General features: G+C 40.6%; 17 protein-coding genes and 1 pseudogene. 5 read left to right on the top strand and 13 right to left on the bottom strand.

Going from position 1 to position 21597, the window contains the following annotated elements; translation table 11 throughout:
• Window positions 1-8: 8 nt before the first annotated feature.
• A complete protein-coding gene (locus tag ACLV7H_RS03610; protein ID WP_411866390.1) occupies window positions 9-530 on the bottom strand; it encodes a methylated-DNA--[protein]-cysteine S-methyltransferase in 522 nt (173 codons plus the stop codon).
• Window positions 530-1021 carry an N-acetyltransferase family protein gene (locus tag ACLV7H_RS03605; protein ID WP_411866389.1) on the bottom strand — a complete coding sequence of 164 codons (492 nt, stop codon included), beginning with the start codon at window positions 1019-1021 and terminating at the stop codon, window positions 530-532. The genes ACLV7H_RS03610 and ACLV7H_RS03605 overlap by 1 nt, the downstream gene beginning before the upstream one ends.
• 134 nt (window positions 1022-1155) lie before the next feature.
• Between ACLV7H_RS03605 and ACLV7H_RS03600 the strand changes: the two genes are divergently transcribed.
• Together ACLV7H_RS03600 and trhA are read left to right on the top strand one after the other, a co-directional pair.
• Window positions 1156-1602, top strand: coding sequence for a DUF1836 domain-containing protein (locus ACLV7H_RS03600; RefSeq protein ID WP_411866388.1), 447 nt, complete (start codon window positions 1156-1158; stop codon window positions 1600-1602).
• Window positions 1599-2246: a PAQR family membrane homeostasis protein TrhA gene (gene trhA / locus ACLV7H_RS03595; protein ID WP_045592129.1), complete on the top strand. Its 648-nt coding sequence runs from the start codon at window positions 1599-1601 to the stop codon at window positions 2244-2246. Before ACLV7H_RS03600 ends, trhA begins: the two co-directional genes overlap by 4 nt.
• Window positions 2247-2265: 19 nt before the next feature.
• On the opposite strand, the gene pdxT is transcribed toward trhA, so the two are convergent.
• The 3 genes from pdxT to nox all read right to left on the bottom strand — a co-directional run bounded on the left by pdxT (window position 2266) and on the right by nox (window position 5253).
• A complete protein-coding gene (gene pdxT / locus ACLV7H_RS03590) occupies window positions 2266-2847 on the bottom strand; it encodes a pyridoxal 5'-phosphate synthase glutaminase subunit PdxT (protein ID WP_411866387.1) in 582 nt (193 codons plus the stop codon).
• Window positions 2848-3723: a pyridoxal 5'-phosphate synthase lyase subunit PdxS gene (pdxS, locus tag ACLV7H_RS03585; RefSeq protein WP_411866386.1), complete on the bottom strand. Its 876-nt coding sequence runs from the start codon at window positions 3721-3723 to the stop codon at window positions 2848-2850.
• 150 nt (window positions 3724-3873) lie between these two features.
• Window positions 3874-5253, bottom strand: coding sequence for a H2O-forming NADH oxidase (gene nox / locus ACLV7H_RS03580; protein ID WP_045592135.1), 1380 nt, complete (start codon window positions 5251-5253; stop codon window positions 3874-3876).
• Between the two features lie 326 nt (window positions 5254-5579).
• Between nox and ACLV7H_RS03575 the strand changes: the two genes are divergently transcribed.
• From ACLV7H_RS03575 to ACLV7H_RS03565, 3 genes are read left to right on the top strand one after another with little or no spacing between them, the layout of a single operon-like run.
• A complete protein-coding gene (locus ACLV7H_RS03575; RefSeq protein ID WP_411867069.1) occupies window positions 5580-6494 on the top strand; it encodes an FAD:protein FMN transferase in 915 nt (304 codons plus the stop codon).
• A gap of 33 nt (window positions 6495-6527) precedes the next feature.
• Window positions 6528-7133 (top strand): NADPH-dependent FMN reductase, encoded by a 606-nt coding sequence (locus ACLV7H_RS03570; protein ID WP_012000572.1) that lies wholly within the window; start codon window positions 6528-6530, stop codon window positions 7131-7133.
• Window positions 7134-7150: 17 nt separating this feature from the next.
• Window positions 7151-8395, top strand: a complete 1245-nt coding sequence (locus ACLV7H_RS03565) for an NAD(P)H-dependent oxidoreductase (protein ID WP_045592136.1) — start codon at window positions 7151-7153, stop codon at window positions 8393-8395.
• A gap of 83 nt (window positions 8396-8478) precedes the next feature.
• Here the strand turns inward: ACLV7H_RS03565 and ACLV7H_RS03560 are convergent, their stop codons facing one another.
• From ACLV7H_RS03560 to ACLV7H_RS03525, 8 genes and pseudogenes are all read right to left on the bottom strand, one after another.
• Complete coding sequence (locus ACLV7H_RS03560) at window positions 8479-8736, bottom strand: DUF896 family protein (protein ID WP_000371301.1); 258 nt, start codon at window positions 8734-8736, stop codon at window positions 8479-8481.
• 42 nt (window positions 8737-8778) lie between these two features.
• Window positions 8779-10815 carry a glycine--tRNA ligase subunit beta gene (gene glyS, locus ACLV7H_RS03555; RefSeq protein ID WP_411866385.1) on the bottom strand — a complete coding sequence of 679 codons (2037 nt, stop codon included), beginning with the start codon at window positions 10813-10815 and terminating at the stop codon, window positions 8779-8781.
• A gap of 260 nt (window positions 10816-11075) precedes the next feature.
• Window positions 11076-11993, bottom strand: coding sequence for a glycine--tRNA ligase subunit alpha (gene glyQ / locus ACLV7H_RS03550; protein WP_000038733.1), 918 nt, complete (start codon window positions 11991-11993; stop codon window positions 11076-11078).
• Window positions 11994-12312: 319 nt separating this feature from the next.
• A complete protein-coding gene (locus ACLV7H_RS03545; protein WP_411866384.1) occupies window positions 12313-16824 on the bottom strand; it encodes a S8 family serine peptidase in 4512 nt (1503 codons plus the stop codon).
• Window positions 16825-17113: 289 nt separating this feature from the next.
• Window positions 17114-17956, bottom strand: a complete 843-nt coding sequence (locus tag ACLV7H_RS03540; RefSeq protein ID WP_411866383.1) for an aldo/keto reductase — start codon at window positions 17954-17956, stop codon at window positions 17114-17116.
• An 81-nt stretch (window positions 17957-18037) separates the two neighbouring features.
• Window positions 18038-19429 (bottom strand): peptidoglycan-N-acetylglucosamine deacetylase PgdA, encoded by a 1392-nt coding sequence (gene pgdA, locus ACLV7H_RS03535; protein ID WP_411866382.1) that lies wholly within the window; start codon window positions 19427-19429, stop codon window positions 18038-18040.
• 604 nt (window positions 19430-20033) lie between these two features.
• Window positions 20034-20171, bottom strand: a complete 138-nt coding sequence (locus ACLV7H_RS03530) for an LPXTG cell wall anchor domain-containing protein (protein WP_071788640.1) — start codon at window positions 20169-20171, stop codon at window positions 20034-20036.
• A gap of 45 nt (window positions 20172-20216) precedes the next feature.
• Window positions 20217-21586 (bottom strand): annotated as a pseudogene (locus ACLV7H_RS03525) (SpaA isopeptide-forming pilin-related protein); the annotation flags it as partial.
• Window positions 21587-21597 lie beyond the last annotated feature (11 nt).

Below are 21597 nucleotides of genomic sequence, written 5' to 3'. Positions count from 1 at the left end.
TTTTCTTTCTATTCTTTATTTTCATTTTCTTGAAAAACCGCACCTTCACGCTGCAAGAGCCAGGCTTTCTTTTCGACTCCAGAAGCATAGCCTGTCAGACGATTACCTGCACCCAGCACTCGATGACAGGGGACGAGGATGGACCAGGGATTGCGCCCCACTGCTCCACCAATCGCTTGGGCAGAAGCTACTTGCAGGTCCTGCGCTATTTGCCCGTAAGTCACTGTTTGACCATAAGGAATGGCCTGTAAGTATGCCCAGACTCGCTTTTCAAAATCTGTTCCAATAGGAGCCAAAGGTAAGTCAGATAGATCCTGAACACTGCCTTCGAAATAGGTATCTAAATAGGAAATAACTTGCTCTAATACAGGATGGCTATCAACCTCTTCTATCGTTTCATCCCCTAATCCCCTCTCAAAATGAGTTTGGTCCTGCACCCAAATTCCATACAGATATTGCTCGTCAGCAACTAAGGATAAGGTCCCAATTGGCGACGGATAGACCATTTTTGTGTACTTTTTCTGCATCATTATTTTAATTTCTGATAAGCCAAGCGTTCCCCATCAACTGGAACCTTACCGACCTGACTAAATCCAAGTTTTTCAAAGATATGCTGCATGGCCTTGTTTTGTGCATGCGTATCTGAACGAAAATCTAGGTAATCAAAACCTTCAATCAAGCCTTCTAGGAAAGTCTGAGCAACTCCTTGTCCTTGGACATCTGCTGCCACAGCGATACGGTGAAAGACCAGATATTCTGATTCTTCTCCCTGCCAACTTCCTTCATAAATGGCTTCATGGGCTTTCTCTGGGTTCTTGGTCACAGCAGCATAGGCTAACAGTTCTCCATCTTCCATGGCCACATAGGCTTGACCAGAGATGATATCATCAATAATGATGTTAGCATTTGGATAGCCATTTTGCCACTGGTCACTACCAGACTCAGCTAAGCACTTTTTGGCATCCTCCATCACCTTCATAATTGCATCTACTTCGTTTGGAAAGGCTAAACGAATCTCCATCTTTTCCCCTCATTTCTAACTATTTTCTCTCATCATAGCATAATTTAAGGCTTTCTACAAGCAGTTGAAACTTGACTTTTGTTTTTTATTATTTTATAATCTAGTTATTAAAACTAGATAAAAAGGAGTTGGAAATGAATTCTAACTTTTCCTACCCAAAATGGGAAGACATTCCAAACATTGACCTCTATCTGGATCAGGTTTTGCTTTATGTCAATCAAGTCTGCGCCCCTGTCTCTCCAGATAAGGACAAAGGGCTAACAGCATCCATGGTCAATAACTATGTCAAAAATGGTTACCTGACAAAGCCTGACAAGAAAAAATACCAACGCAAACAGATTGCCCGTTTGATTGCCATCACCACTCTCAAGTCTGTCTTTTCGATCCAAGAAATCGCCCAGACACTGAATACTCTGCAAACTCAAGCGAGCTCAGACCAGCTCTACGACGCTTTTGTAGACTACATGAACCATGGGATTGATCCAGAAAATCCTATTATCCAAACCAGCTGTCAAACCGTTAAACTCTATCATCAAACTCTAAACTTAATCCTTATCAAAGAAGAGGAGGAAATCCAATGAACACCAGCTTAAAGCTCAGTAAAAAACTCAGTTTTGGTGAGGAAATTGCTAATAGCGTGACCCATGCTGTGGGTGCCGTTATCATGCTCATCTTACTCCCTATTTCATCCACCTATAGTTATGAAGCACACGGATTTTTATCATCTTTGGGTGTTTCTATCTTTGTTATCAGTCTATTTCTCATGTTCCTCTCGTCAACCATTTACCACTCTATGGCCTATGGTTCGACCCACAAATACGTCTTGCGAATCATCGACCATTCTATGATTTATGTGGCTATCGCAGGCTCTTACACGCCGGTCGTATTGACTTTAATGAATAACTGGTTTGGCTATCTCATTATTGCCATTCAGTGGGGAACGACCATCTTTGGCATCCTCTATAAAATCTTCGCTAAAAAGGTCAATGAGAAATTCAGCCTTGCCCTTTACCTGATCATGGGCTGGTTGGTTCTGGCTATCATTCCTGCCATTATCAGTCAAACAACGCCAATTTTCTGGAGTCTTATGGTAACTGGCGGACTCTGCTATACAGTTGGAGCTGGATTTTACGCTAAGAAAAAACCTTATTTCCACATGATTTGGCATCTCTTTATCCTAGCGGCATCTGCACTCCAATACATCGCGATTGTTTATTACATGTAAAAAAGTTGAGAATCTTTTCTCAACTTTTTTCTTTACACATATTGATAAAGTACTGATGCAAGCGAGCATCATCTGTCAATTCTGGATGAAAAGAAGTTACCAGCATCTTTTTTTCTTGAGCTGCAACGATTTGATCGTCTACTGTTGCTAGAATTTCTACACCCTCTCCAACACTACTGATAATCGGTCCACGGATAAAGGTCATGGGAATCTTGCCAACTCCCTTACATTCTGCCTCTGTATAGAAACTTCCTAGTTGGCGCCCATAGGCATTGCGCTCAACCACTATGTCCATAGTCGCTAGATGACTTTCTTCCTGAGAAGTGATTTCCTTAGCTAGCAAAATCAAACCCGCACAGGTTCCAAAGACTGGTAAGCCATTGAGAATAGCTTCTCTTAGAGGAAGCAGCATCTGCTGGTCGCGCAAGAGCTTGCCCATGGTTGTAGACTCACCGCCAGGTAATATAAAACCCGCCAAGTCACTATGATGCTGTTGAAAATCATCTAAATTTCTGATTTCAACACTAACAACACCTAACTTTTCTAACACTTTTGCATGTTCTTCAAAAGCGCCTTGCAAGGCTAGTATTCCGATTTTCATCTATTTTCCTCGCTCAGCCATGAGAATTTGGATTTCATTCTCATTGATACCAACCATGGCTTCTCCTAGGTCTTCAGAGATTTGAGCCAAAATTTGAGGATTTTGGTAGTTGGTTACGGCCTTAACGATAGCACTTGCTCGTTTAACAGGATCACCTGACTTGAAAATACCTGAACCGACAAAGACGCCCTCTGCTCCCAATTGCATCATCAATGCCGCATCTGCTGGCGTTGCAACACCTCCAGCTGCAAAGTTTACAACTGGCAATTTTCCATGTTCATGGACATGTTGAACCAATTCAACAGGGACTTGCAAGTCCTTGGCAGCAACATAAAGTTCATCCTCACGTAGGTTTTGAATCCGTCGGATTTCCTGATTCATCATACGCATATGGCGAACAGCTTGAACAATATCGCCTGTCCCTGGTTCTCCTTTGGTACGAATCATGGATGCTCCTTCAGCGATACGACGCAAGGCTTCACCCAAGTCCTTTGCCCCGCAGACAAAAGGAACTTGGAATTCCTTCTTATCCACATGGAAACGGTCGTCAGCTGGAGACAGCACTTCACTCTCATCGATATAGTCAATCTCAATAGCCTCTAAAATCTGAGCTTCTACAAAATGCCCGATTCTAACCTTGGCCATCACTGGAATGCTGACCGCTTCTTGGATTTCCTTAATCATCTTTGGATCACTCATGCGGGAAACTCCACCAGCTGCACGAATATCAGCAGGAATCCTCTCCAAGGCCATGACAGCAGCCGCACCAGCAGCTTCCGCAATTCGAGCCTGTTCAGGGTTCTGAACGTCCATGATAACCCCACCTTTGAGCATCTGTGCCAAGTTTTTATTTAGTTCATAACGATTTTCAGTCATTTCTTAATCCTCATCATTTGTATTGGTAGCTACCATTTTATTTTATGTCAGATTAGAATGAAGTACAAGATAGAAAAACAAAAACTGTCTGGGTACAGAAGTATAAAAAACTATCTGACCTTAATTTAAGGCCAGATAGCTCATCAATTTTTATTTTTCAGCTGTAAGTGCAGCCATTGTAATGTAGTTGTATGGTTTGTTGAAATGTGGCAAGAAGAATAGGTCTGTCAAGGCCAATTTATCAATTGTTACATGCTCTTGGATAGCAAGTGAGAACATATGAATTCCCATGCTGATAGCAGAATCACGTGATACCATTTGAGCGCCAAGAATTTCGCGACTGTCTTTATCAAAGACAATCTTGATGGCAACTTCATGGTTGTCATGCTTCATAAATTCTGGTTTTTGAAGATCGTTAAAGCCTGTTTCAGTTGCGTTGTAACCAGCAGCTTTAGCTTTTTCAAGAGTCAAACCAGTTGAGACCATGTGAAGACCATAGATTGAGATACCGTTTGATCCTTGTACGCCGATTCCTTCAAGTTCGTGTCCACAAGCGTTGTAAGCACCAACGATACCAGTACGAACAGCGTTTGAAGCAAGCGCGATGTAGCTAGTGTCTTTACGAGCGTTGTCATAGACAGTCGCACAGTCACCTACTGCATAAACACCTGGAATTGATGTTTCTTGTTTCTTGTCTACAAGGAAAGCACCGTTACGGAAGAGTTCAATCTTACCATCAGCAAGAGCTGTGTTTGGACGGAAACCAACTGCAAGAACAACCATATCCACATCAAATGTTTCTTTGTCTGTTACTAAGCGTTCAACTTTTCCATCACCTTGGATGGCTTTAACTGTTTGACCAAGAGCCAAACGGATGTTGTGTTCTTCCAAGTTCTTCGCCATCATTTGAGTGAAGTCTTTGTCATAGTAGCCGTTCAAGACAGTATCTACGATATCTACAAGCACTACTTCTTTTCCAAGACGCTCGAAAGCTTCAACAAGTTCAACACCGATATAACCACCACCAACAACTGCGATGCGCTCAAGGTGTTTGCTCTTGTCAGCAAGTTTTTCGATAACTTCTTCTGCGTTTTGGTACAACTTAACAAATTGAACATTTTCAAGTGTTGCTTTGAATTCGCGGTTGCCCTTAACGATTTCAACACCTTCGATTGGAGGCAAGATTGGAGTTGAACCAGTCGCAAAGATCAATTTGTCATAAGACTCTTTGTGTTCTTGACCTTCAACTTCTGCTGTCACAACTTTATTGTCATAGTCGATTGAAAGAACAGGTGAGTTCATATAGACTTTTGCACCCTTAGCTTCCAATTTTTCTTTGTCAGAGTAGAACAAGCCTTCAGCTCCGTCGATTTGTTCCCCAATCCAAAGCGCCATTCCACATCCAAGGAATGAGATATTTGAGTTTTGGTCAAATACAACGATTTCATTTTCATGTCCAAAATTGTCCAACATAGTATTGATACATGCTGTACCAGCGTGGTTAGCACCAACTACAACGATTTTACTCATAGAAAATTTCCTACCTTTAATTTAATAATTTAAAATTTACATTTCTAGTATAACATTTACTGTTAGCGTTTACAAGATATTTGCTCAATATTTACTCAGAATTCTCTTTTTTTCAGAAAAAAAAGCACCTAACATTGATAAATCTAATTTTTCTATTATTTTCATACTAATTTTGAGCATATTTCTTGACTTTTTGTCAAAATTCATTTGTGAAAACGCTGACTTTATGATATGCTAGAGACATGGAAAGGAAATGTAAGGGGTTTAATTTCTCTTTAACGACCTTATATTGAATGATTTCCTATAAAGAGAAAGGAGCTGGTAGCTTGCCCCTTCATTCACGTTCTGAACGGCTAATGGGAACAACTATCACGATTTCATTAGTAGATGAACAGGCTGATTGCCTACTTCAAGGAGCCTTTGATTTGCTCAAGGAACTCGAATACCGCTTTAACGCCAACAGTCAAGAATCCGAACTGATGGAAATTAACTATCAGGCCGGAATCGCACCTGTTATGGTTCATCCTGAGCTATTTGAACTGACTGCTCTTGGATTAGAACACAGCCTAGCTCCATCTAGCCATCTCAATATCAGCATTGGCCCCTTGATTCAAACCTGGCGAATTGGATTTTCAGATGCACGGCTTCCAGACTCTAAAGAAATCGAAGCTGTCTTGCCTCTACTTGACCCGCATTTTATCAAGTTAGATCCGACTAGCTATACTGTCTTTTTAGAGAAGAAAGGAATGAAGCTTGATTTAGGTTGTTTAGCCAAGGGCTATAGTGCAGATAAGGTTGCCCAGTATTTAAAAGAACACGGTGTCACGTCTGCCTTGATCAACCTCGGAGGAAATATCCTCACCATCGGGAATAACCAAACCAAAGAAGGGAAAGCCTGGCAGATTGGGATTCAAGATCCGCGAAATCCTCGTGGTAATCATCTCCTAACTATCCCTGCTTCTAACAAATCCGTTGTCACTTCAGGTATCTATGAACGTCACCTGACAGTGGATGGAAAAGACTATCACCATATCTTTGATAGTAAGACAGGATTCCCTGTCGAAACCGATCTTGCTAGCCTAACGATTGTCTCTGATAAATCCGTTGATGGTGAGATATGGACAACCCGCCTTTTCGGAGAGCGAAGCGCTTCTATCCTCTGGCAAGTCGAAAGTATAGATGGGATTGAAGCCATCCTCATCGACAAAGATGGACGCCTTACTTGTTCTTCAGGCCTTTAAATTTGTATTATGTAAAAAGAGAAAGGAAATCTCATGCTAAAACTTATTGCCATTGTTGGAACGAACTCTAAACGTTCTACAAACCGCCAATTGCTCCAATACATGCAAAAACACTTTGCAGATAAAGCTGAAATTGAACTCGTTGAAATCAAGGATATCCCTGTTTTCAACAAACCAGCAGATAAGCAACTTCCAGCTGAAATTCTTGAAATTGCTGCTAAAATTGAAGCATCTGATGGTGTCATTATCGGTACTCCTGAGTACGACCACTCAATCCCTGCAGTTTTGATGAGCGCTCTTGCTTGGCTATCTTATGGTATCTACCCACTTTTGAACAAACCAATCATGATCACTGGTGCTTCCTATGGTACACTTGGTTCATCTCGTGCCCAATTGCAACTTCGTCAAATCTTGAACGCTCCTGAAATTAAGGCAAATGTTCTTCCAGATGAATTCTTGCTCTCACACTCTCTTCAATCATTTAACCCAAGTGGCGACTTGGTTGACCTTGATGTTATCAAGAAATTGGATGCCATCTTTGATGACTTCCGTATCTTTGTGAAGATTACTGAAAAATTGCGCAATGCACAAGAATTGCTTCGCAAAGATGCAGAAGAATTTGACTGGGAAAATTTGTAAGATAGGAGACCGAAAGAATGAAATTTGTTGGACTTGTTGGATCAAACTACGATCAATCATATAACCGCAAACTCTTGGAATTTATTCGTCGTAATTTCAAATTCAAATTTGAATTAGAAGTTCTTGAAATCGACGAAGTTCCAATGTTTAACCAAGACGAAAAATGGGACGACAGTTTCCAATTACGCTTCTTGTATAACAAGATTACACGTGCTGATGGTGTCATTATCGCCACTCCTGAGCACAACCACACTATCTCAGCTTCGCTCAAATCTGTACTTGAATGGCTTTCATACGAAGTTCATCCATTTGAAAACAAGCCTGTTATGATTGTGGGTGCATCATACTATGACCAAGGAACATCACGTGCCCAAGTTCACCTTCGTAAAATCCTTGACGCTCCTGGTGTCAATGCCTACACGCTTCCAGGTAACGAATTCCTTCTTGGTAAAGCTAAGGAAGCTTTTGATAACAACGGAAATATCACCAACGAAGGCACTGTTAAATTCCTTGAAACTTGCTTAGATAACTTTGTAAAATACGTAGGAGTCGTTTCGAAATTGAAAAAACCAAAACCAATCGAACCAGAAGACTTGGATTGTGGAAAACCAATTGCTACAACCATTACAGAAGTTGACCCTGACGATCCAGAATGGGTAGAAAAAGTTGCAGCAATCACTGGAGCTGTTTCTGGTGATACCTATGTCAAATTGGATCACGGTATCCTGACAGTTAACCAAATCGATATGTTCTTGAAAGCTATGCCATTTGAATTGACATACGCTGACGATAACAACCAATTCCTATACTACAACAACGCTCACCAAGATCCAGACACCATGTTTGCTAAACGTGTACCGCCTCAATCAGGTAGCCGTATGTCGACTGTTCATGGTTCTCTTCCACCAGCACGTATGAAGAACGTAGAGTGGGTTATCGGAACACTTCGCAACGGAAACCAAGAATACGTCCGTACGATCGTTCCAGGTTCTCCTGCAGGTGTTATCAACACTCACAACTACCAAGCAATGTACTATCCTGATGGATCATACGCTGGTATCAATGAAATTGTCTTTAACTTCCAACCATGGCTTGACTGGTACCTAAAAGAAACTGGTCAACGTTTGGTGGGTGGTAGCGGACCTTTTGCTCCTGCTGCCGGAGGTCATGGAGACGCAGATGCTACTTCTGGCGCTTCTGATTCAGGGGATGCTGGGGGCCACGGTGGTGACGCTGACGCTACTTCTGGCGCAAGCAACTAAGAAACCAAAAGGAGCCATTTGGCTCCTTCTTTTTTATTGCAAAAGAAAAGGGGAATGTAAATCATCTACAAACCCTTTTCATTTTATGAGTTGGGATCATCTAAACTACGGCCATGCAAACCTTTTTCACGTTGTACCTGACGTAGTTTTTCTGGTGTGACGTCATTTCCTTCCTCATCCACAATTTTAATTCCTTCAATGTGGTGACGAACAGAACGACGATAGCCTTCGATGTACTCCTCACGAAGTTTAGCTTGTTCCACTTTTTCAGCAGAAGTTAAGCCTTCTGTTTTTTTCTTTTTAGCAAGCTCGTTAATACGATCAATTTTTTTAGGATCCATGTTTCTCTCCTTTATGATAAGATTTAATCTGTTTAACAGATCTTATTTGGTATTGATTTGGTTAAAGCGTGCAAGCTTAGCTGCTTTCTTGGTTAATTGCGACAAGATGGCCAAACGATTTTGACGAATATCTTGATCGTCGGTCATTACCATAGTATTCTCAAAGAAAGCATCGATAACTGGGCTAAGCGCAAAGAGTTGTTCTAATTGCTGACTTGCAGTTCCTGACAAAACGAGTGATTCTACGGCTTCTGCCAAGGCTTTCTCTTCTTCATTCTCAAAGAGAGCAGAATCAAACGCATCAGAGCCTTCTGCCTTCTCAGCCAAATTAAAGGCACGTGAGAGGGATTCGACAGATGGTTTGAAGTCTTCTTTCTTGCTTGCTTCTACAAGAGCACTTGCTGCTTCTAGCATATCCGCCACAACAAAGTTTGAACCTGCGAGAACTGCTTCCTTGATATCTTTTGGAGTAGAACCCATCATCTTATCAACACGAGCCTTGATAAAGTCCATAACCTCTGCTTTATTTTCATAAGTCAAACTGTCAAATTTCAAAGCATAAAGGCTATCGATCAGCTCATCCATAGCAATGTGCCAACCAAAGGCATCCAAGATACGAACCACACCTTGCGTCGCGCGACGAAGGGCATAAGGGTCATTAGAACCTGATGGAATCAAGCCTACTGAGAAGAAACTCAAAATCGTATCTAATTTGTCTGCAATGGCTAGAATAGCTCCAACTTTGCTCTCTGGAAGCTCTCCGTCAGCTGATGTAGGCATGTAGTGTTCACGAATAGCAGCCGCAACTGCTGGAGTTTCTCCTGCAAGAAGGGCATATTTCTCACCCATAATTCCTTGAAGTTCATCAAACTCACCAACCATACCCGTCAACAAGTCAAACTTGTAAATGGCTGCTGCACGAGCAAGGTCAACCGTTTCATCCACTGACAAACCAGCTTTTTCTGCCAAGAGAATGGCAATCTGCCCCGTACGAATCATGTGTTCACGAAGGGAACCAATCTTTTCGTGGAAGGTGACGTTGTTTAATTTTTCAACAAGATCTGAAATGACCAATTTTTGGTCTTCACGCCAGAAGAATTCTCCGTCTTCCAAACGAGCAACTAAGACTTTTTCATTACCCTTGATGACATTTTCCAAATACTCTGCGTTTCCGTTACGGACTGAAATGAAGTTTGGTAAGAGTTTACCGTCTTGATCACGAACAACAAAATAACGTTGGTGTTCCTTCATCGAAGTCACCAAGACTTCTTCTGGAACTTCAAGGTATTTGGCATCAAAACTTCCCATAAAGGCCGTTGGGTATTCAACCAAGTTCAAGACTTCGTTGAGCAAGTCCGTATCAATTTCGATACGTACACCATGTTTTGCCTCGATTTCTTTGATTTGATCAACAATTATTTGCTCACGTTCACGTGGATCCGCGATTACAAACTGCTTACGAAGGTCTTCTTCATAGCTCAATGCTGACTGAATCTTAGTTTCTTGTCCCAAGAAACGATGACCACGGCTTACACGACCTCCCTTGATATCAAGGAAATCCAAGTCAAATTCTTCTTCATCTAAAAGAACAGTTAAAGTGTGAACAGGGCGGATGTATTCAAAAGTGTTGTTAGCCCAGTGCATGCTGACTGGGAAAGTCAAGGACTTCAAGACATCTACAACACCAGGAACAATGGCTTCAACTGCTTGACCCACTTCTTCCTTGGTAACATAGACATATTCTTCACCCTTGATTTCACGGAATTCAATATCTTTAACTGTCAAGCCTTTCCCACGGACAAATCCTTGAGCTGCTTTGGTGAAGTTTCCATCACCATCCAAGGCAATTTTCTTTGCTGGTCCCTTGAAATCTTCTGTCAAATCAGACTGTTTGTCTGCAAGACCAATCACACGAACAGCCAAACGGCGTGGTGTGGAGAAGGTTTGAATGGCTTCAAAAGACAGGCGGTTTTCCTTGAGGAAGGCTGCCATTTTTTCGCCTAGTTGTTTTTCACTTGGAGTTACTACGTAGGCTGGCAACTCTTCAAGACCGAGTTCTACTAATAAGTTTTTTGTCATGTTTTTTCCTTTACATTTTCTTCAATCTTTTTTGATATGCACCTTAGGTACTGGGAACGTCGCTAACTAACTTTTGTGAGTCTGTAAGGAAATCTTATACCAAATAAACTAAGATTTCCAACTGTCTCATCAAAGTGGATTTAGCTGACTGATTTTTGAACCCAAGGTTTCAAAAATCCCCACATAACAGTACGGTGGTGCATATCCCTCTAGCAAGTCTTCGACTTGCCTTTAACGATTTTAGAGCACAGTATTACTTACTATTCTGCGTCTTCTGCTAGGAGTTTAGCTCGTGTTGCTTCATCCAAAAGTGGGTAGCCTAAGCGTTTGCGTTCTGCGACAAAGGTTTTGGCTACGACACGGGCTAGGTTACGGATACGGGCGATATAGCCTGCGCGCTCAGTTACAGATACAGCCCCACGCGCGTCAAGCAAGTTAAAGGTATGTGAACATTTGAGAACATAATCATAGGCAGGGTGAACCAAGCCTTCTTCCAAGGCACGACCAGCTTCCTTTTCAAACTTATCAAAGTTTTCAAGCAACATTTCTTGGTCCGAAATTTCAAATGAATATTTTGAATGCTCGTACTCAGGCTGGATAAAGATTTCTCCATATTTTACACCATCTGCCCACTCGATATCATAAACAGAGTCTACTTCTTGGATGTAAGAAGCCAAGCGCTCCAAACCATAGGTAACTTCCGCAGTCACAGGGCCAGTTGCCAATCCACCGACTTGTTGGAAATAAGTGAACTGAGTGATTTCCATCCCATCAAGCCAAACTTCCCAGCCAAGACCAGCTGAACCAGTTGATGGGTTTTCCCAGTTGTCCTCAACGAAACGAATATCGTGTTCCAATGGATTGATACCCAATTTTTCCAAAGACTCAAGGTAAAGCTCTTGAATATTTGATGGAGAAGGCTTCATGACCACTTGGAATTGGTGATGTTGGTAAAGACGGTTAGGATTTTCTCCATAACGACCGTCAGCAGGGCGACGTGATGGCTCTACATAAGCTGCATTCCATGGCTCAGGTCCGATAGCGCGAAGGAAAGTATATGGACTCATCGTTCCCGCACCTTTCTCATTATCATAAGCCTGCATGAGCATACAACCTTGGTCATTCCAAAATTGTTGCAAAGTGAGGATGATTTCCTGGAAGGTCAATTTTTTAGACATTATTTACTCCTTTTATAAATTCTTGTGACTTTGGATACAAAAAGAACCGTGTCTTTGCTCCTAAGTCTGTGACCTAGGGGCGTCAGAAACGCGGTTCCACCCTAATTTATTACTTCATTGTTTTTAAAAATACGACAGAAAGCGCCAGCTCCTTATTTTGCCCTACTTGGCTCCCACTGTCCCAAGCTCGCTTGAAGAACGCCATAAGACTTTCTTTCCTAGCTAGTATTATAGCAGATTTTCTAGCTAGTGTAAACCAAAAAAGAGTCTGAAAACAAAGTTCCTGACTCTTTTTCTAATGGAGCTAGAAAACCCCTATTTATGGACGTCTTCTTGCTCTTGGTTTTTTGCCATGCAGATTTCTCTTGGCTTGTTTCAATGCTGTAATGGCATCTTTGACATCTTCTTGGCTCGCTCCTGAATCTTTAAGGAGTTCCTGTGCCTCTTTAAAAGTTAAAAGATAAGCTGCTTTTTCTTTCTTGTCTGCATAGATAAATCTCGCGTTCTTTTCTTGGAAAAGGCGTTCATCTTTGACCAGTTTCTTCAGACTAGAGAAGTCTGTGGCCTTGCCATTTAGTTTACTTTTAGCTGTAGCTAGGACAATAAGAGATTGGTCAATTTGATCTTGTTTGACTTTAGGGTCCACAGCTAGTAAAGCAATTTCTTGGAAGGCACGATCATAAGCACGACGTACTTTTTCCTTGGCATTAGCATATCGTCCAGTTTTAGTCGTTGCATAGTAAGCTTTCATAGCTTCTTTCAAGGCTGCCACGTTCGAATCTTTTCCATCCAAAGCCTTTCCAGCAGCTTCAAGACTAGCGAGAACGCCATCAATCAATTCTTGTTTTAACTTGCTTGACAAGGCTGACCGCGCCACTTGGAAAGCTTGGTCATAAGCTTTTCTCTTATCGGCACTACTATTAAAGTAACGAGACGTTTCTACCAGTTCTTTATGTTGATTTATCGCAGCAAGCAAGGCCAACTTAGACACGACAGATAGACGCAAAGCATTATTTCGACCTGGCTGAACGAGCAAGGAAACGAGATCTTCAAGGAGTTCATATCCAGTTGGCAAGGTGACTTGTACAGTATAACGGCCTGTAGCAACTTTCTTACCAAAGGCGTATTGATCGTATTTTTCAGCAGGAAGAGTGATCCTTGTACCATCTTCACCTTTCAAAACTACTGTAGTCGTCTTTGAAACAGTTTGATTGAAGGAAACAGATACTGGTGCATATTCTAGGAGATTTGCTAGAAAGGTAATGGTTTGGAAACTATTTTCTTCCGTCAGGTCAAACTCTTGGGACAGGGCACTGATAAATTTCAATTCTGTTCGGTCATAACTGAAAACTTCTGCCGTATAATGACCAAATTGTAAGAAATGAATCGCTTTTGTCTTGTCAACATCGACATATTGTCCCTTGCTATTTTTGATTCGATAGACGTATAGGGTATCAATATCTTGGTTTGTTTTCGCATCCTTCAAGGCAATTTTTACTCGACCACTATTTTGATCGCGAACAAGTTCTGCAAGCGAGATATAGTCGACATTTCCTGCATAGTCCTCTACAAGATAGTAAATATTACCCTTGTCAACATCCTTAGGAAGTGTATAACTACCGTCAGCATTGGCCTTAATCAGATGGGTGTTCTCAAGCGCACGAGTTCCAGACTGGTCTTTCCCATTTAGAACCATAGTCCCTTTTTGGTCAAATGGTGTGAGGTAGAAGACTTTTTCTGAAAGGATACCACCTTGACCGACATCTTTTGGTTTACGAGCTACGAATTCTTGGTTTCCGTCTTTAAAGCGAATATAACCACTCGTGATGACTGGTTTTTGAGTATCAATTTGAATTTTAAAGGTCGTGTATTGTTCTTTGGCACCTGGAACGTCTGGTGTATAACTGATAACATAGTCATATAAACCATCCGAAACGGTATTGCCATCAAAATTCTGACCTCTCCAAGCAGTATTATCTAGAATATAACTCTTCAGATTTCTACTGTCACCATCAAAATAATTCTTACGAAGATCCTTTGCATCGCCCTCCCAAATAGGATGTTCATGCTTGGTATCTGTAGCCGCATAAACTGTTGCACGAAGATTTACAAGATTTCTCAAAGCAACCGTTTTGTATTCAACTAGGTCTTTGTTTCCATCATCGTTTGGAGAAATGGCAATACGGACATTTCCTTTTTCGTCCAACTGAAGAACATGCTTACCTTCAGCATTTTGTTCGATCCCAAGAACGGTAATTCGTCGTCCTTGGCGTTGACCTTGAGAAACTAGAAGGTCATTTTGCAAGGTAGCTAGATAGGTGGCATCATTAGAGTAGTTAACGGCAGGGTTTTCCTTGTCTACCTCTGTGTAAAATCCATTTTTCCCTTCTCGAACAAGATTGTAAATTGGTTTTTCGACAGCGGGGAGATTTTGGAATTCTCCTCGGAAGCCCATAAAAGCAAGACTCACAATATCCCCATCATCTGCTGGATCTACAAAGCGAACAAACCCTTCAAGGAAATAGCCATTTGGCATTTGTTTGCTGAGTTCAGCAGCAAATTTTCGAGCATCCACTTTAACAGTGACTGTTTGACTGCTGTGGGCTTTGACCGTCACTTCAGGCCAGACTGTCTCCGTTAGTTTTCGAGGTCGAAGGGTGAATTTCCCATCTTGAACTTCGTCTGTATTGGTATTGACCACCATCTTGAGAGTGCGTTCAGTATCTGAAATGTTGTGTACAGTAACCTTAAAAGTAAATTGGCCTCCAACATTTCCCAAAGTCACACTTGGATAACCATTTTCACCCGTTACATAGAGGTCAGTTGAAACTGCAGCAGCTGTATCCACAATACCAGAACCTTGCTGACGAGGAGAGGTGTAAGTGCCTGTGTCCTTATTAACATGTGGTTTTGCAGTTGACATGATCAAGGCCTTGACAGTCTCTGATACTTGCTCAGGAGTCAATTCTGGATGGTGTTTTTGAAGGTATTCCTTAACCAGAACTGCAACACCCGTAACGTGAGGAGCCGCCATACTGGTTCCGCTGATACTACCATAGGTATTGTCATTAAAGGATGAGTAGATATTGCCGCCAGGAGCTGTTACGTCTGGTTTCAATTGTCCATCGGTGGTCACTCCCCAACTTGAAAAGTCAGATAGCTGATTGGCTACATCAGAAGGACGATTATCCATCTTACCATTAAAAACAATCTTGTAGTTTCCTGATTTTAAGGCTTCACCATACTGTTTAGAAATAAATACAGAAGGAATTTTCTTTGCTTCATCATCAATAGACATATTGATGTTTGCGCCTTCTACATTATTGTAGATCAAAGCACCAACTGCACCGTGTTTTCTTGCATTTTTGATCTTCTCTGAAAAGTTCATGGCTCCACGCTGAATGAGGGCAAGTTTCCCAGTTAAATCCAACTTCGCAAAGTCTTCTTCACGACCTAACCCTGCTTCGACGTATTCATACTCTTTTCCTTTTTCAAAGTCCTTATCTGCTTCAGGTTGATTATAATCAAATTTTCCGTTATGAAGACCGGCATTTCCCTCTAGACCTTTGACTTCAAAAACCGCTGTTGTCAATGTTTTATTGTTGACAGAAGCAACTGAAATAGAATCTTCAACAGTGGAAGGATTTCCAACCAAGCCATAGTCTGGGTTTTCAGCTAATGGTTTTGAATAACCATTTCCGAATGTATTGCTATTTCCTGCTGAGATAAGAACAGAAACTCCCTTGGCACGAGCCCGTTTGATAGCATCCACAATATCAGAACCAGCATCTACCATAGAACCAGTGCTAGATCCCAAACTCATATTAATGGCATCTGCTCCCAAGGCAACTGCGTCATCAATTGCCTTTACATAAAGGGCAGAACTTGTCGTTTTTTGGCGATCTGAAAAGACACGCATAAACATGACTTGGGCTTCTGGCGCCACACCATAGACCTTTTCACCATTCGGTGCTTCTTTATCAGGGTTTCCAGCTGCAATCCCTGTTACGTGCATCCCATGAGAAGTTCTTTCTGCTTCTTTGATCTTATCCGTTCCGTCAAAGTAGTCATAGGCATAGACAACCTTATCGCTATACCATTTACCGTAGTCGATTCCAGCAGCCTTTTTAGCTGCTTCGATGGCTTCCTTGTTTTTAAATTTTGCTTTTGACGGATCCGAAATTCGAAGAACCTCATGATTCAAATCAAGCCCAGAGTCAATTATGGCAACAACATTCCCTGTCCCCTTGTAACCAGCCTTCCAAGTTTTCGGTACTGTAATGATATCATTGCTGGAAAGGCTATTGGGTTTTGCAGACTCAGTTTTTTCTTGTTCTTTTTCAGTAGTTGCTGTTTCTCCAGTAGTTTTAGGAACTGTCGTTGCTTGAACCTCTTTTTTCTCTATGGTAGAGGCCTTCTCAGTAGCAGGCGCGGTAGTCGTATTGACTGTTGTTTCTTTTTGGACGACACCTTGATTTCCTTCATTTGCAACTGCGCTATCTTTTCCTGATTCTTGGGCTTCAGCAGTTTTATCAACTGGAGCTTCTACCTTAGCATCTTGTTTACTAGCATCCTCTTTAGAAGTTTCAGCTTCTTGTTTCTCTCCAACTACTGGAGCTATCACATTAGCGGTAGTTAAGTCAGTCGCAGAGTTTGAGTGTTTATCATCTTTTAGCTCTGTCTTGATTGCCTCAGTTTGGGCTTGATTTTCACCTGTACTCTGCTCATTGGCACTGACTTGACTTGCTCCAAAAACCAAAGCAGTTCCCAATAAAACTGAAGCAAGACCAAATTTGTATTTTCGTAATGAAAAACGTTGTCGTCTATTCATACATAATCTCCTTTTTCTTTAAAGTATACCTATTATAGCGCAAATAGATATAAATTTTTACAAAAATCTGAATTGTCACAAAAATGTAATATTTACGTATATATTTCACTTGTTTAATTTTATTATTCGTGTTATTTGCTCTATCAAACCAGTGTTTTCTGAATTCGTTCATATATTTTAACCCATAAAATTATTTCATCATACAAATAATTTAGATTTTTTATACACAAAAAGACTAGGATTTAAAATTCCTAGTCTTTGTTATTTCGGTATAAATAGATTATACAAACTAAAAATCCATCTCATCCACACGTGGTGCGCCCGAAGCTACCGAGATAGTCTTTAAGACTTCTCGATCACCTTTGCTGAGTTCAATTCCAAAACAGTCAAGATTGCTCTGAATGCGAGAGGCTGTCACTGACTTAGGTAGGGGTAAAAAGCCTTCTGCCAAACTCCAAGCCAAGGCAATTTGAGCCACTGATTTCCCATACTTAGCAGCAATTTCTTGGACTTCTTTCTGTTCAAACAACTCTCCTTGCCCAAATGGTCCCCAAGCCTCTAGAAGAATACCTTTCTCTCTACAGTAGTCAACCACTTCCTCTTGATAAACTCCTGGTGCCAAGCGAACCTGATTGACTGCAGGAACAATTCTTGCTGTTTCAAGCAAAGCATCCAGATGCTTGGGAAGGAAATTACTAACGCCGATAGCACGGATTTTACCCTCTTTGTAAAGGTCCTCCATCGCTCTCCATACTTCAGCATTACGGATTTTCCATTCGTCATTTTCTCTTAAAGGTTTTGGATTTGGCCAATGGATAAGGTACAAATCTAGATAATCTAATCCCAGTTTTTCCATTGATTCTTCAAATGCTTGGCGTGCTTCATCATAGCTGTGATTGGTATTCCAGAGTTTGGTCGTTACAAAGATTTCTTGGCGTGGAATACCGCTATCTCGAATAGCACGACCAACACTTTCCTCATTTTTATAGATAGCTGCAGTATCGATATGACGATAGCCGGCCTTTAAGGCTTCTAAAACGGCTTGGTAGGCTACCTCTCCATTTTCTGCTTTCCATGTTCCAAATCCTAGAACAGGAATTGAAAGTCCATTATTAAGGGTGTAAGATTTCATCGTTTTTCCTTTCTATGTGAAGAAAATCTAAAGAAACAAAATCCTGATTATCAGAACACTTGCTTCTTTAGATTTTAACAATTATTGATCACGATCGTAATAGATCTCGTGAGACTTCAAGCGAGAATTGAGCAATTCGGGAACGGTCACAAATGTATACCCTTCACCCTTTAAATACTCAATAACACTTGGTAGAGAATTAACAGAAGGACCATGGATATCATGCATGAGGATGATGGAACCATTGCGAACCTGACGCTGTATCTCTGTCAAAATGGCAGTCTCATTTTTACTCTTCCAGTCCAAACTATCCACATCCCACATGATAAAGCTTAAGTCAAGGCTGTTTCGAATATCATCAGTGATGGCACCATAAGGTGGGCGCATCAGTTTAGAGCTTGATCCTAAAACCTGATTTAACAAATCTTCTGTGTCAGTGATTTGCTTTTTAGCATCTTCGAGCGAAAGTTGTGAAAGAACAGGATGACTCCAGCTGTGGTTTCCTACAACATGACCTTCTGCTTTCATTCGTTTTAGAAGTGTTTCATTACCTGCAATGTTTTTACCAAGTACAAAGAAGGTTGCTTTTACACCATATTTAGCTAAAGTATCCAAAGCCTGCGTAGTTGTAGTTGGATTTGGACCATCGTCAAAGGTCAAGGCTACAACTTTTTTATTTTTCTTAGCAAAGTAAGCTTGGTAAAGTTCAGCATCCTTTTCTAATAGATAAGAAGACTCAATGACATCAAAGAAACTAGATATTGGCAAAGCAATTTCCTCAACAGTCTCTCCAGGATTAGCAGGATAAAGGATGATTTGACTATCCTTATAATCAAAACTCCATGATGCCAGTTCTTGGTTCGTGAAGCTCTTTATAACTTGATCAATTTTTGCCTGGTCAAGTTTCTTATCTTCTAGAGTTGATTTGATTTGACTCAGTAAGAGTTCCTTAGCCTTACTTGCATCTTTGAAGAGTTTACTGAAGTCAAAATCTTTCCCATCTTCAGTCAAGAAAATTTTCCCTAAAGAAGTCTTTTCTTTTTCTTCAACCTTTGATGCAGACAAATCATAGACTTGCTTGCTGATATTACGAGCAACAACTCCCTTTAAGACTGGATCCAACTGCTCAGTATAATAAAAAACCAAATCCTCTTTATCTTCCAGCTTTTCTTTGATATCCTGGTTGATTTTTTCTCTAATAGACGCAATGACTTCCTCTCCTTGCAGAGGGTAGTAGGCAATCACCTCAGCTTGACCTTTTCGGAAATGGTCCTTCTGACTACCTGAGCTGAATTGCTGGTCCTTTTCGCTTTTTAGCGCTTCAATTTTTTGTTCATAAGATTGCTTTTGTAACACCTTGTAACCAATGGCACACCCCAAGAGAATCATAGCGATTCCTAAAATCCCTACAAAAGCAAGAAGTATACTTCTCTTTTTATCGTGAGAAACACGTTTCGCTCTATTTTTTTTCATATTTCCATCATATCAAATCAAGGCTATTATTTCAATGATAAACAGGAATTCTGTCTTTTTTAAAAAAAGTTTCATAAAATCCTGTGATGAAAAGTAACAAAACAATTCATTAGAAAGAATCTTATGAATTTATTAAATCTTATGATTTTTTTATACAACCAAAGAATTGTAAAGCCATCGATTTCGTCGTTCAACTTTTCATATACATATGACCAATAAAAAGATTCTATATAATCTTTTAATCTATAGTTCAGATTTAAAACACCACTGTAATATCTATAAATTCCTGTTTTTTCATTTTTAAGAGAAACAATCTAATCATTCCTCGTGTTAATACTATCTTTTTAACTGTTTTTTTTAAAGATAGTGACAAGATTATTAATACAATGAAATTTTCCTACTTAAATGAAAAATTAAAGGCTAATAACAGCATCCTCAAAGTTATCAAGCGTAACGCTTTTAACTTCTATAATTTTGAAAATTTTAAAAATAGAATTCTTATCACTTTGCATATCAAAAAAGAGAGGACCAAATGATCCTCTCCAAGATATGAGTCTTTTTGACCTACTTCAATTTTCACTGTATCTTTTGCTACTAAATGAGATTAGTCTTCTTTTCTTCGTTTAGTTGCTACAAGACCTGCACCTAAAGCTAGAAGAGCTAAACCGGCTGCTAATGCAGCTTGTCCAGATTCACTTCCAGTGTTTGGTAGGTTAGGATTTTCTGGTTCAGCTTGGTCCATTACTACTTACTTACCATCCTTAAACTCAACCTGATTTCAACTAGCATTTAACACTGTTACAGTTCCGTCGTAGTTAACTTGGAATGTAATATCTGTTACTACTAAGTATCCATTTGGGGCTGCTTCCTCATGGAAGCTGTAGATGCCTGGTTCAAGATTCAATTGCTTAGGTTGGTCAGTTGAAGTCCAGCTCTCTACAGCTGTGCCTTCTGCCTTGTCGCCCTTGTAGATCTTAATCTGTGCACCCGCGATTTCATTTCCTCCAAGATTAACTTTACTGAAGGTAATAGCCTTTGGAGTTGTATCCTCTTTGTCAGTGATTGACAAAACAGAACCAGTTGTTACGACAGTATCTGTTGTACCTTTTTTGACAATTGTAATAGAACCATCAGCATTGACCGTAAAGGTAACATCATCAACATACTGATACCCATCTGGAGCAAAGGACTCTGTTAGAGTATAGGTCCCAGGAGCTAATTTAATCACTTTAGAAGTATTAGCTTCTGTTGTCCAGTCTGCTACAGGTGGAGCTTCGGGTCTTACTCGATTTCCATTATAGATTTTAAGTTCTGCACCTAGGATTTCTTTCCCATTTGGATCCACCTTTTTGAAAGTAATCTCTTTTTTAGTTGGAGTCTTCGGAGGTATCTTCTTATTTTCAATTCGACGTTCTACAGATTTGTCTGAGCCAAACTCATCTGGAGAAATTTTAATATCTTCAGTTAGTTTATCATAGCCAAAAGGAGCCGTTACTTCACGAATTGTATAGTTGTCTCGCAACAATTTACCTACACTAGCGTTACCATCAGAATCTGTTGTCAATCTTCCAACAACAGCTTGGTTTCGATCCCGAATCACTTCAAAAACTGCACCTTGTAAAGCTTGGTCTGCTTCGTCTACCTTATGAATATTAATGGTGAAAGCATATCCTTCCACAGCACCACCTGCAATCTGGTAGGTACGTGTGCTGGTTGATTGTTCATTCTCACTTCCATTGTAGCTCATGTTGGCTACGTTCGTGATTTCCTCACCATCGACTAGATCATAATTCGCTTTAGCTCGATACTTGATCATATAACCAAAACCATTAGTATCTCCTAAAGGAAGGGTGAAACCATCACCATTCGCATTTATCACTAGTTGGTTTTTTAGGTTTCGGTCATATCCTGAGCGTCGGATCATTTCCAGTCTCCGTTATTCCAGCTCCAGTTTACTTTATAAATACGAAAAGTATCTGGTAGGAATGTCATATTTGGAGAAGAGAAAGCATCTTTGATAGTGACATCAAAGTCTTTTTCTTCTGAAACAATGTCATGGTCAACTCGGACATAGACAAAGAATTTCCCCCTAACGCCAGAATTATTCTCAACAAATTTTGTGTAAGTTAGAGTAATTGTTTTGCTAGCTGCATCTAAACGAAGGAGGT

This window comes from Streptococcus oralis, assembly GCF_965111685.1.
GTDB lineage: Bacteria > Bacillota > Bacilli > Lactobacillales > Streptococcaceae > Streptococcus > Streptococcus oralis_B.
Note: the sequence above shows the minus strand (reverse complement) of the source record. Positions and strands in the feature narration are given on the sequence as shown.

Excerpts from the sequence above, each read along its gene's own strand:
- ACLV7H_RS03545 (WP_411866384.1), bottom strand. The coding sequence starts at position 16,824 with ATGAATAGACGACAACGTTTTTCATTACGAAAATACAAATTTGGTCTT.
- ACLV7H_RS03565 (WP_045592136.1), top strand. The coding sequence starts at position 7,151 with ATGAAATTTGTTGGACTTGTTGGATCAAACTACGATCAATCATATAAC.
- nox (WP_045592135.1), bottom strand. The coding sequence starts at position 5,253 with ATGAGTAAAATCGTTGTAGTTGGTGCTAACCACGCTGGTACAGCATGT.
- ACLV7H_RS03540 (WP_411866383.1), bottom strand. The coding sequence starts at position 17,956 with ATGAAATCTTACACCCTTAATAATGGACTTTCAATTCCTGTTCTAGGA.
- trhA (WP_045592129.1), top strand. The coding sequence starts at position 1,599 with ATGAACACCAGCTTAAAGCTCAGTAAAAAACTCAGTTTTGGTGAGGAA.
- pdxT (WP_411866387.1), bottom strand. The coding sequence starts at position 2,847 with ATGAAAATCGGAATACTAGCCTTGCAAGGCGCTTTTGAAGAACATGCA.
- pdxS (WP_411866386.1), bottom strand. The coding sequence starts at position 3,723 with ATGACTGAAAATCGTTATGAACTAAATAAAAACTTGGCACAGATGCTC.
- glyQ (WP_000038733.1), bottom strand. The coding sequence starts at position 11,993 with ATGTCTAAAAAATTGACCTTCCAGGAAATCATCCTCACTTTGCAACAA.
- glyS (WP_411866385.1), bottom strand. The coding sequence starts at position 10,815 with ATGACAAAAAACTTATTAGTAGAACTCGGTCTTGAAGAGTTGCCAGCC.
- ACLV7H_RS03605 (WP_411866389.1), bottom strand. The coding sequence starts at position 1,021 with ATGGAGATTCGTTTAGCCTTTCCAAACGAAGTAGATGCAATTATGAAG.
- pgdA (WP_411866382.1), bottom strand. The coding sequence starts at position 19,429 with ATGAAAAAAAATAGAGCGAAACGTGTTTCTCACGATAAAAAGAGAAGT.
- ACLV7H_RS03530 (WP_071788640.1), bottom strand. The coding sequence starts at position 20,171 with ATGGACCAAGCTGAACCAGAAAATCCTAACCTACCAAACACTGGAAGT.
- ACLV7H_RS03610 (WP_411866390.1), bottom strand. The coding sequence starts at position 530 with ATGATGCAGAAAAAGTACACAAAAATGGTCTATCCGTCGCCAATTGGG.
- ACLV7H_RS03570 (WP_012000572.1), top strand. The coding sequence starts at position 6,528 with ATGCTAAAACTTATTGCCATTGTTGGAACGAACTCTAAACGTTCTACA.
- ACLV7H_RS03600 (WP_411866388.1), top strand. The coding sequence starts at position 1,156 with ATGAATTCTAACTTTTCCTACCCAAAATGGGAAGACATTCCAAACATT.
- ACLV7H_RS03560 (WP_000371301.1), bottom strand. The coding sequence starts at position 8,736 with ATGGATCCTAAAAAAATTGATCGTATTAACGAGCTTGCTAAAAAGAAA.